Here is an 11351-nt window from a genome sequence, read left to right as displayed (position 1 = left end):
ACCGGCCATGCGCGTCAATCTGCCCGTCACCGACATCGAATACGAACTCTCGAAGGAAGAGGCCCTGGTGTCCCGCACCGACCTCAAGGGCCGCATCACCTACGTCAACCCGGCCTTCGTCGCGGCCAGCGGCTTCACGGCCGCCGAACTGCTGGGCAAGGCGCACAACATCGTGCGCCACCCCGACGTGCCGCCCGAGGCCTTTGCCGACCTGTGGCGCACCCTGGACCAGGGCCTGCCCTGGACCGGCCTCATCAAGAACCGCCGCAAGAACGGCGACTTCTACTGGGTGCTCGCCAACGTCACGCCGATCCGCCACCAGGGCCGCGTGGAGGGCTACATGTCCGTGCGCAGCCGTCCCGCGCGCGAGGACGTGGTGGCCGCCGACGCGCTCTACCGCCGCATGCGCGAGGGCGAGGCCAAGGGCCTCGAACTGCTGCAGGGCGAAGTGGTGCGCAGTGGCTGGGCGCGTCCACTGGCGCGGCTGCGGCGCATTCCGGTGCGGCGGCGCGTGTTCGGCGTGACCGTCGCGGCGGCTGCGCTGTCAGCGGGCCTGGGCGCGATGGGCTGGATGGAAGCGTCCCGCCTGGTGGCCGCGTCCGGCGCGCACAGCTGGCTGCCCAACGCCGTGGCAGCGGGCAGCCTTGGTGCCGCACTGGCGTGGCTGAGCCTCGGCGCGTTCCTCGGGCGCACGGTCTTCCGTCCGCTCGACGAGGCCATCGAGGTCGCGCGAACCATCGCGGGTGGTGACCTGGTGCGTTTCACGGTGCGACCCGGCGACGAGATCGCGGGGCTGCTGCGCGCGTTGAATCAGATGAGCGCCAACCTCTTCGCGATCGTCGCGGACGTGGGTGCGAACGTGGCGGGCGTGATGTCGGCGTCGAGCCAGATCGCCTCGGGCAACCAGGACCTGTCGTCGCGCACCGAGCAGCAGGCCAGCTCGCTCGAACAGACGGCCGCGTCGATGGAAGAGCTGACCTCGACGGTGAAGCAGAACGCGGACAACGCACTGCAGGCGAACCAACTGGCCGTCTCCGCGTCGGAGGTCGCCGTGAAGGGCGGCGCCGTGGTGTCGCAGGTCGTGGACACGATGGGCTCGATCAACGCCTCGTCGAAAAAGATCGTCGACATCATCGGCGTGATCGACGGCATCGCGTTCCAGACCAACATCCTCGCGCTGAACGCGGCCGTGGAAGCCGCGCGCGCGGGCGAGCAGGGCAAGGGCTTTGCGGTGGTCGCGTCGGAAGTGCGAAGCCTGGCGCAACGCTCGGCGGCTGCCGCGAAAGAAATCAAGACCCTCATCGGCGACTCGGTGGAGAAGGTCGAGGCGGGCAGCAAGCAGGTGGCCGAGGCCGGCCGGACCATGCAGGAGATCGTCGGCAGCGTGAAGCGCGTGACCGACATCATGGGCGAGATCACGACGGCGAGCCAGGAGCAGACCTCGGGCATCGAGCAGATCAACCAGGCCATCGCGCAGATGGACCAGGTGACGCAGCAGAACGCCGCGCTGGTCGAAGAGGCCACGGCCACGGCGCAGTCGCTGCAGGAACAGGCCGAGGGCCTGGTCCGGGCCGCAGGGGTATTCAGGACCGGGGCGGGCGAGGGTGCCGGCGTCCGGGATGCGTATTGAACGAGGAGAAGAACACATGCTGAACCACACCAGAGACAACACATCGCCGTCCGCATCCGCCGTGGCCAACCGCCTGGAGGTCGTGACCTTCAAGCTCGGCGACGAGGAATACGGCATCGACATCCAGAAGGTGCAGGAGCTGCGCGGCTATGACGCCGTGACGCGCATCGCGAACGCGCCCGACTACATCAAGGGCGTGGTCAACCTGCGCGGCATCATCGTGCCGATCATCGACATGCGCATCAAGTTCGAGCTGGGCGCACCCACCTACGACCAGTTCACGGTGGTGATCGTGCTGAACATCTCGGGCCGCGTGGTGGGCATGGTGGTGGACAGCGTGTCGGACGTGATCACGCTCACGGCTGAGCAGATCAAGCCGGCGCCCGAGATGGGCTCGGTGCTCGACACCGACTACCTGATCGGCCTGGGCACGCTGGACGAACGCATGCTGATCCTGGTGGACATCGACCGGCTGATGTCCAGCGAAGAAATGGGCCTCATCGAATCCGCCGCCACCGTTTGAGGACCACCCCATGACATTCTTTTCGAACCTTCGCATCGGCACCCGCCTGACCATCGCCTTCGGCATCGTGTTGGGCCTGTCGGTGATCTCCAGCGCCGTGGCGCTGATCTCCGCACGCAACAACGCCGAAGCCACGCGGATCATGATGCAGAGCCCGCTGGCCAAGGAGCGGCTCATTGCCGACTGGTACGTGCTGACCTACTCGGCCATTGCGCGCACCTCGATGATCGCGCGCACCACCGACGAGGCGCTGCCGATGCTGTTCGCCGACGTGATCTCCGAGAGCGTGAAGAAGGGCACCGAGACCATGGCCAAGGTCGAGGCGCTGCTGGTCACCGACGAAGAAAAAGCGACCTACAAGTCGATCGTCGAGCTGCGCGCCAAGTACCAGGCCGCCAAGGACGACGTGACCCGCGCCAAGGCCAGCGGCAACACGGTCGAGACCGTGCGCGCCTACCAGCTGTCGTTCCAGCCGGCCGCCAAGGCGTATGAAAACCGCGTGCTCGAGCTGCTGGCCATCGAGCGCCGCGCCATCGACGACATGAGCCACGCCATCGACGCGGCGAATGCGAAGAGCTTCAACCTGCGGCTGCTGCTGACGGCGCTCACGGTGCTGCTGGGCGGCCTGTTCGCGTTCTTCATCTCGCGCAGCATCGTGCGCCCGCTGGCCAAGGCGGTCGGCGTGGCCGAGACGGTGGCCGCCGGCGACTTGAGCGCGAACATCCGCGTGGACAGCCGTGATGAGACGGGCCAGCTGATGCAGGCGCTGAAGGACATGAACACCAATCTGGCGAAGGTGGTGGGCGAGGTGCGCACGGGCACGGAGACGATTGCCACGGCCTCGGGGCAGATCGCTTCGGGCAACCAGGATTTGTCGTCGCGCACCGAAGAGCAGGCGAGTTCGCTGGAGCAGACGGCGGCGTCGATGGAAGAGCTGACCTCGACGGTGAAGCAGAACGCGGACAACGCGCGGCAGGCGAATCAGCTGGCTGTCTCCGCATCCGAGGTCGCTGTCAAGGGCGGTGCGGTTGTGTCGCAGGTGGTGGATACGATGGGCTCGATCAATGCGTCGTCCAAGAAGATCGTGGACATCATCGGCGTGATCGACGGCATCGCTTTCCAGACCAACATCCTTGCGTTGAATGCTGCTGTGGAAGCGGCACGCGCCGGCGAGCAAGGCCGAGGCTTTGCGGTCGTGGCTTCGGAAGTCCGCAGCCTCGCACAACGCTCTGCCGCAGCCGCCAAGGAAATCAAGACGCTGATCGGCGACTCGGTGGAGAAGGTCGAAGAAGGCAGCAAGCAAGTCGCCGAGGCGGGCCGCACGATGGAAGAGATCGTGGGCAGCGTGAAGCGCGTGACGGACATCATGGGCGAGATCACGGCGGCGAGCCAGGAACAGACCTCGGGCATCGAGCAGATCAACCAGGCGATCACGCAGATGGACCAGGTGACGCAGCAGAACGCGGCGCTGGTCGAAGAAGCGTCGGCAGCCGCGCAGTCGCTGCAGGAGCAGGCCGGCAGCCTCGTGCAGGCCGTGAGCGTGTTCAAGCTCGACGCGAACGCGGTCGCGACGACCCGCGCGAGCTTCACGCGCATCACGCCGATTCCCAAGCCGCCGAAGCCGACGCCCAAGCCGCGCGCCAAGGCGCTGCCCACGCGCCGCGAACCGACCGGCACGCCGCAGCTCGCGATGGCCGGCGACGCCAAGGGCGACTGGTCGGAGTTCTGAGAAAGACGGCATGAACGTACGCGCCCTCAACTTCGGGCGCGCGCTGCCGATAACTACGGGGAGGCATCGCGCGCGATGCCGCTCCCACACACCCCTTTGACAGGTAAAGCCTTATGTCCGGAAGCATGTTCTACACAGGTCTGAGCGGCCTCGCGGTCGCCCGCACCGCGCTGATGACCACGGCCCACAACACCGCCAACGTGTACACGGCCGGCTACAGCCGCCAGATCGCGCAGATCGCCACGGCCGGCGGCATTGCCAGCGGCTCGGGCTTCATCGGCTCGGGTGCCAACGTGACGACCGTGGCGCGCAGCTACGACCGCTACCTCACGGCGCAGCTGGCCACCGCGCAGTCGCAGTCGGCCGCGCTGGCCACCAACGGCGTGCAGGTCAACCGCATCGACACGCTGCTGGCCGACAAGACCTCGGGCATCGCGCCCCTGATGCAGAGCTTCTTCACCAGCGTGCAGGGCGTGGCCAACACGCCGGCCGACCCGGCGGCGCGCCAGCAGATGATCAGCGCGGCGCAGTCGCTGGCCAGCAAGTTCCGCGCAACCGACCAGTACCTGTCGGACCTGAACACCTCGGTCAACGAGCAGATCGTGGGCAGCGTGAGCCAGATCAACACCTACGCCGCCAAGATCGCCAGCCTGAACCAGCAGATCAGCCAGATGAGCGCCGTGGCCGGCGGCCAGGCGCCGAACGACCTGCTCGACCAGCGCGACCAACTCGTGAGCGAGCTGAGCCAGGTGGTCGACGTGCGCGTGCTGCAGCAGGACGACGGCAAGTACAACGTGTTCATCGCCACCGGCCAGTCGCTGGTGGTGGGCGACCATGCGTCGAAGATGGCGGCGGTGGCGTCGTCGTCGGACCCGACGCGCCAGGTGGTGGCGCTGTCGGGCTTTGCCGGCAACACCGTCGAGCTCGACGACAGCGCCTTCACCGGCGGCGTGCTCGGCGGCCTCATGGCCTTTCGCAAGGACACGCTGATTCCCACGCAGAACGCCATCGGCCGGCTCGCCATGTCGGTGGCCGACGCGGTGAATGCGCAGCACAACCTGGGCGTGGACCTGAACGGCGTGCTGGGCCAGAACTTCTTCTCGCAGGCCGTGCCGGGCACGATCGCCAATGCCGGCAACACCGGCACCCTCGAGTTCGGCGCCACGCTGACCGATGCGTCGAAGCTCACGACCAGCGACTACAACGTGAGCGTGACTGACGTGGCGGGCACGCTCACCTACACGGTCACGCGGCTTTCGGACAAAACGCCGATGGGCAGCTTCACCACCTTTCCGATCAGCTTCGACGGCGTGAGCCTCACGGCCGCGAGCGGCACGGCGCAGGCCGGCGATTCGTTCCTGGTGCAGCCCACGCGCACCGGCGCGCGCGACGTCGACGTGCTGGTGCGCGACCCGGCCAAGGTGGCCGCCGCATCGCCCGTGATCACCGGCAACACCGCAGGCAACAAGGGCAGCGGCGCACTGGGCGCGGCCACGGTCGACGCCGCCTACCCGGGCTCGCCGCTGGCCGGCAACGTCACGCTGAGCTTCAACGCGGGCACCGGCACGCTGTCGGGTTTTCCGGCCGGCTCGGCCGTGACCGTCACGCGCGCCGACGGCACCGCCACCAGCTACCCGGCCGGCACGCCCGTGCCGTACACGGCGGGCGCGAAGATGAGCTTCGACGGCATCACCGTGAGCATGACGGGCGCGCCCGCGCAGGGCGACACCTTCACCATCGGCAAGAACGCGGGTGCTGTCTCCGACGGCGGCAACGCATTGCTGCTGGGCGCGCTGCAGCGCAAGACCACGATGTCGAACGGCACCGCGACCTTCAACGGCGCCTACTCGCAGCTGGTGAGCGACGTCGGCAACCGCGCCATGTCGATCAAGGTCGCCGCCACCACGCAGGACAGCGTGACCGGCCAGATCAAGGCCAGCCAGCGCGCGATTTCCGGCGTCAACCAGGACGAGGAAACCGGCAACCTGCTGATGTTCCAGCAGATGTACCAGGCCAACGCCAAGGTGATCCAGACCGCCTCGGCGATGTTCGACGCGATCCTCGGCATCAGCAACTGAGCTCCACACCCCCCGCACAGATTTCAGGACCCGCGATGCGCATCAGCACCCAATCCTTCTTCGAACAGAGCCTGCAGTCGATGGGCCTGCAGCAGCAGAAGCTGTTCAGGGTCCAGCAGCAGCTGGCGACCAACTCCAAGTTCTTGTCGGCCGGCGACGACCCGGTGGGCGCGGCGCGCGCACTCGGCGTGAGCCAGACGCTGGCGGAGGGCGCCCAGTTCGCCACCAGCCGCCAACGCGCGGCGCTGGCGCTGTCGACCGAAGAGAACGCGCTCGACTCCGTGACGTCGATCCTGCAGCACGTGAAGACGCTGGTCGTGCAGGCCGGCGGTGGTGGCCTCTCGGATGCCGACCGCGGCTCGCTCGCCACCGCGATCCAGAGCAGCCTGGAGCAGCTCGTGGGCGTGGCCAACAGCGACAACGGCAATGGGCAGTACCTGTTCGCCGGCTTCAAGAGCGGCAGCCCGCCCTTCGTGATGGCCGACGGCGGTGGCGTGCAGTACGTGGGCGACCAGGGCGAGCGGCTGATGCAGATCGACGTGGCGCGCCAGATGTCGACCTCGGACGACGGCCGCAGCATCTTCCAGACGGTGCAGGGCGGCGCGGGCTATGTGGCCTCGGGCGCGCCCGCCAACACCGGCTCCGGCGTGTTTGGCGCGGTGAGCACCACCGACGCCACGGCCCCGAACTACGGCAAGGACTTCACCATCCGCTTCACCGGCACCGACTACACGGTGATGACCAAGGACACGCCGCCGGTCGTGGCCGCGAGCGGCACGTTCACCGCCGGAACCCCGATCTCGTTCGGTGGCGTGCAGATTGCCATCAGCGGCACGCCGGCCAACGGCGACAGCTTCGACGTGTCGACCGCGAAGAACGCCGGCACCGACATCTTCGCGGCCCTGGGCGAGCTGGTGACCGCGCTGCGCGCACCGCTCAACGGCGGCGGCGCCGCGGCTCAGGCGCAATTGCGCAACGCCTTGAGCACCGCCAACGTGAAGGTCACGAACGCGCACGACAACGTGCTCACCGTGCTGTCGTCGGTGGGCTCGCGCCAGGTCGAACTCGAGGCGCTCGACAGTGCGGGTGCGATGAACAAGCTGCAGGAAGAAAGTTATTTGTCGTCGATCGAGGACCTCGACCCGTACGCCGCGATCTCGGATTTCTATCAGCGGCAGTCGTCGCTGCAGGCGACGCAGATGACGTTTGCGCGGTTGAACAGCATTTCGCTCTTCAACTACCTGTAAGGGTGGAAGGGGCCGCCGTGGTGACTTGCGTCACGACGGTGGCCCATGCAGCACCAGGCGTTCGCAGGGCCTATGCTTGGCGGTCAAGAACAAGCCCCGTCTCTGCCGGCCACTGCCGCGAGACAACGTCACCATGCACCCGACCGGAACCCTGCGCGGCATCGCCGCGATGCTGTTGGCTTGCGCCTTCTTCGCCTGCATGGACGCGCTGCTCAAGAACCTGGCCGGGCACTACCCGCCGGTGCAGGTGATGGCGCTGCGCGGCCTCACGGCGCTGCCGTTGGTGTGCCTGTACATCGCCTGGCGGCGCGAGGCCGCCGGCGTTTTCAACCGCCGGCTGCGTTGGCCTTTGCACCTGCTGCGCACCGCGCTGAACATGACGATGCTCGTGCTCTTCGTGCACGGCTTGAAGTCCCTGGGCCTGGCCGAGGCCTACACCCTCACGTTCATCGCGCCGCTGCTGATGGTGCTCATCGCCGTGCCGCTGCTGGGCGAGTCGATTCTTCCGCGCCACTGGATTGCCATCGGGCTGGGCTTCGCCGGTGTCGTGATCGCATTGCGGCCCGAGCAGGGCGCCTTTCTCTCGACGGGCGCCGTGGCGATTCTGGTGGCCGCCGTCTGCTATGCGCTGTCGAACATGCTGGGCCGGCTCATCAGCCGCACCGAACCGAGCACCGCGCTGGTCTTCTGGACCACCGCGGGCATGGCGCTCGGCGGGAGCCTGCTGGCGGCACCGCAATGGGTGCCCCTCCAGGCCGAGCACACGTGGGTGCTGGCAGGCTTGGCCGTCAGCGGCTTTCTGGGCCAGCTGGCCATCGCCGAGGCCTTCCGCCACGGCCAGGCCGCGGCCATCGCGCCCTTCGAATACAGCGCCCTCGCGTGGGCGCTGGTGCTGGACTGGGTGTTCTGGCAGGCCGCACCCGATGCATGGACGCTGGGCGGCGGCGCGTTGATCATCGCGAGCGGGCTGTGGCTGGCGCGAAGCGAGGCACCCAGGTCTGCGCAGAAAAGGCGGAAGGCTGCCTGAACCGCGGCGCCTCGTTCAGGCGCGGATGTTCAGCGGCGCGAACGACTTCACCAGGTCGTCCAACGCCTTCAACTGCGTGAGGAACGGCTCCAGCTGGTCCAGCGGCAGCGCGCTGGGTCCGTCGCATTTCGCCTGCGCCGGGTCAGGATGCGCTTCGAGAAAGAGGCCCGCCAGGCCCACCGCCAGACCCGCACGCGCCAGCTCGGCAACTTGCTCGCGCCGCCCACCAGAGGCGACGGCGTTCGCCTCGCGTTGCTGCAGCGCATGCGTCACGTCGAAGATGACGGGCAGGTTCCCCGTGACCTTCTTCATGGTGCCGAAGCCGAGCATGTCCACCACCAGGTTGTCGTAGCCGAAACAGGTGCCGCGGTCGCACAGGATGACGGGGGAGGTGCCCGCCTCCTTGATCTTCTCCACGATGTTGAGCACCTGCGTCGGGCTCAGGAACTGGGGCTTCTTGACGTTGATGACCTTGCCTGTCTGGGCCATCGCGACGACCAGGTCGGTCTGGCGGGCGAGGAACGCAGGCAGCTGCAGAACGTCGACCACTTCGGCAACGGGTTTCGCCTGCCATGGCTCGTGCACGTCGGTGAGAACGGGCACGCCGAACGCCGCCTTGACGGCCTCGAAGATCTTCAGGCCCTCTTCCAGTCCGGGGCCGCGGTAGGAGTGGATCGACGAGCGGTTCGCCTTGTCGAAGCTGGCCTTGAAGACGTAGGGGATGCCGAGCTTTTGCGTGACGCGGACGTACTCTTCCGCAGCACGCAGGGCCATGTCCTTCGACTCGAGGACGTTCACGCCGCCAAACAGGACAAAGCCGTTGTTGTTGCTGACGTGGATGGCGGGGGTGATGGCGACGGTGGTCAAGGCGAGCTCCTCTGTACGGTGTGGGCTGCATTCTCGCGGTTCGGCATCTGGCCAGAAGCCGTCGATCGATCGAGCGGGCGAGGGCTGCCTTGCTGGCGTCAAGCCGCGTTGCGGCGCAGGAACATGTGCGTGGCGCGCTCGCCTGCGACCTGCCGTTCGCAGCGGTAGCCCAGTGCGGGCAGATCCAGGCCTGCGAACAGCGGCTCGCCCTTTCCCAGCAGCACCGGTCGCACGGCCAGGTGAAGTTCGTCGATGAGCCCGGCCTTCAGGTACTCACGCACGGTTGCCGCGCCGCCGCCCACGCGCACGTCGCGCGCACCGGCGGCCGCCTTTGCCTGCGCCAGCGCCTCGTGGATGCCGCCGGTGACGAAGTGGAAGGTGGTGCCGCCCTGCATCGTCAGGGGCGCGCGGGCATGGTGGGTCAGCACGAAGACCGGCACGTGGTACGGGGGCTCGTCACCCCACCAGCCTTTCCAGCTTTCATCGGGCCAGGGGCCGCGCACCGGGCCGAACATGTTGCGACCGAGGATCCAGGCCCCCATCTCGGCGAAGCCTTGTTCGGCCATCTCGTTGTCGATGCCGGTCTCGCCGTTGGCCTCGCCCGTCTTTTGCATCTGCTGCCAGACGCGCGTGGGAAAGAACCAGTCCATGAGTTCCGGGCCGCGAACACCCAGCGGGTGCGCCAGGCTCTGGTCCGGGCCGGCAGCAAAGCCATCGAGCGAAACGCCGAAGCTGCGCACGAGCAATCGGGTCATGGCGGGTCTCCTGAAAAACGGAGCCGCAGTTTAGCGCTGGGCGCGCCCGCCATTGGGGGGCGCAGCCCCTCACCGCATGCCTACTTCGCCAGGAGCGACGCAATCGCCGGCCCGGCCTGACCGATGGTGGCACCCAGTGCATCGGCATGGCCATTGGGACTGTTCATCTCGACATACTCAGCCGGCGTGCCCTGCGCCTTGAGGATCTCCACGGCGCGCTTCGAGAGGACCGGCGGAAAGATCTGGTCCGAGCTGATGCCCACGAACAGCGACTTGGCCTTGATGCGGTCTGGTTTGGCGCTGGGCAGCTGCAAGGCCTTCAGCGTGTACAGCCAGCTGTTGGCGTCCATGCCCTTGGCACGCGCTTCGCCGATCTTCTCGAGGGTGGCATCGACCGCAAACTGGTTCGCGGCCGCTTCGCCGGGGTTCTTGCCCGGGTCGGCCCACTTCTGGCCGAAGGCCTTGTCGGCCCAGGCGAAGCTGAGCGCGTCGAGCGTGACCAGCCGCATGGCCTGTGTCATGCCGGCCAGCGGCTCGGCCTTGCCGTGGTAGTCGCCGTTGGCCCAGTTCGGGTCCAGCTTCACGGCCGCGCCCCACGAGCTCATCTTGGCGATGGCGTAGGCCGGGCTGTCGACGCCAGGTCCCACGATGGACACCAGGCGCTGCACGCGCTCCGGGTAGGCCGAGGCCCATTCCACCGACATCCAGGCGCCGGCCGACGCGCCCGCCACGGCGTAGAGGGTTCGAATGCCCAACGAATCGAGCAGGGCCTTCTGCACCTCCACCGTGTCCCGCGCCGCCAGCACCGGGAAGCGCGGGCCATACGGTTTGCCGGTGGCGGCGTCGATGCTGGCCGGGCCGGTGCTGACGACGGTGGCCGATGCGCGATTGGGGTTGCTCAACGCGTCGGTCGCGATGACGAAGAACCGATCGGTGTCGATCGGCAGGCCGGCGCCGATGATCGTGTCCCAGTAACCCGGCGCGGCGTCGCTCGCCGCATACCGCCCGGCGGCGTGCGAGGTGCCGGTGATGAAGTGATTGATGAGGATCACGTTGTCTCGCGCCGCATTCAGGCGGCCATAGGTCTCATAGCCGATGCGCACGCCCTTGATGGCCTGGCCGTTCACGGTCGTGTAGGCGGGCAGGGTGAACACCTGCTTTTCCACGATGCCGTCGAAGGCCTGTGCGTTCGACGTGACGAGGGCTGCACAGACGGCGGCCGCGGCGCAGAGCAGCGTGTTCGAAAGAGAAAAAGAAGATCGTTGCATGGGGACTCCCGAGTGGTGAGGCACGCACTGTCGGCCGCCGCTGCCAGGCGTGCATCCGGTTTGGCGCCCAAACGCCCGGCGGAGGGTGCCAACGGTCGTGAGGCGGCATCGAGCGGTCGCCGTTCGGTCCACTAAAACGACGGCTCGAGGACAAACTCGCCCCCACGGGCCTCTGATCAGTAGCGACATGGCCTGCCAACCTCTACAGTGCCGCGATGCATGCAGCC

The 11351-nt window shown here is 67.6% G+C and carries 9 protein-coding genes; 6 read left to right on the top strand and 3 right to left on the bottom strand.

Annotation, left to right across the window (positions count from 1 at the left end):
- Positions 1–7 precede the first annotated feature (7 nt).
- From AAG801_RS04595 to AAG801_RS04570, 6 genes are all read left to right on the top strand, one after another.
- A complete protein-coding gene (locus tag AAG801_RS04595; protein ID WP_341887373.1) occupies positions 8–1630 on the top strand; it encodes a methyl-accepting chemotaxis protein in 1623 nt (540 codons plus the stop codon).
- 16 nt (positions 1631–1646) lie between these two features.
- A complete protein-coding gene (locus tag AAG801_RS04590) occupies positions 1647–2153 on the top strand; it encodes a chemotaxis protein CheW (RefSeq protein ID WP_341887372.1) in 507 nt (168 codons plus the stop codon).
- 10 nt (positions 2154–2163) lie between these two features.
- Entirely contained in the window at positions 2164–3882 is a 1719-nt protein-coding gene (locus AAG801_RS04585; protein WP_341887371.1) for a methyl-accepting chemotaxis protein, read from the top strand.
- 125 nt (positions 3883–4007) lie between these two features.
- Positions 4008–5960: a flagellar hook-associated protein FlgK gene (gene flgK, locus AAG801_RS04580; RefSeq protein ID WP_341887370.1), complete on the top strand. Its 1953-nt coding sequence runs from the start codon at positions 4008–4010 to the stop codon at positions 5958–5960.
- Positions 5961–5995: 35 nt separating this feature from the next.
- Positions 5996–7207: a flagellar hook-associated protein FlgL gene (gene flgL, locus AAG801_RS04575; RefSeq protein ID WP_341887369.1), complete on the top strand. Its 1212-nt coding sequence runs from the start codon at positions 5996–5998 to the stop codon at positions 7205–7207.
- Positions 7208–7340: 133 nt separating this feature from the next.
- On the top strand, positions 7341–8234 hold the full coding sequence (locus tag AAG801_RS04570; RefSeq protein ID WP_341887368.1) for a DMT family transporter: 894 nt from the start codon (positions 7341–7343) through the stop codon (positions 8232–8234).
- A 15-nt stretch (positions 8235–8249) separates the two neighbouring features.
- Here the strand turns inward: AAG801_RS04570 and kdsA are convergent, their stop codons facing one another.
- The 3 genes from kdsA to AAG801_RS04555 all read right to left on the bottom strand — a co-directional run bounded on the left by kdsA (position 8250) and on the right by AAG801_RS04555 (position 11124).
- A complete protein-coding gene (gene kdsA / locus AAG801_RS04565) occupies positions 8250–9101 on the bottom strand; it encodes a 3-deoxy-8-phosphooctulonate synthase (protein WP_341887367.1) in 852 nt (283 codons plus the stop codon).
- Positions 9102–9199: 98 nt separating this feature from the next.
- Positions 9200–9856 carry a dihydrofolate reductase family protein gene (locus AAG801_RS04560; protein WP_341887366.1) on the bottom strand — a complete coding sequence of 219 codons (657 nt, stop codon included), beginning with the start codon at positions 9854–9856 and terminating at the stop codon, positions 9200–9202.
- An 80-nt stretch (positions 9857–9936) separates the two neighbouring features.
- Complete coding sequence (locus tag AAG801_RS04555) at positions 9937–11124, bottom strand: homoserine O-acetyltransferase (protein ID WP_341887365.1); 1188 nt, start codon at positions 11122–11124, stop codon at positions 9937–9939.
- Positions 11125–11351: the final 227 nt, after the last annotated feature.

Source organism: Variovorax sp. YR752, from assembly GCF_943372545.1.
Note: the sequence above shows the minus strand (reverse complement) of the source record. Positions and strands in the feature narration are given on the sequence as shown.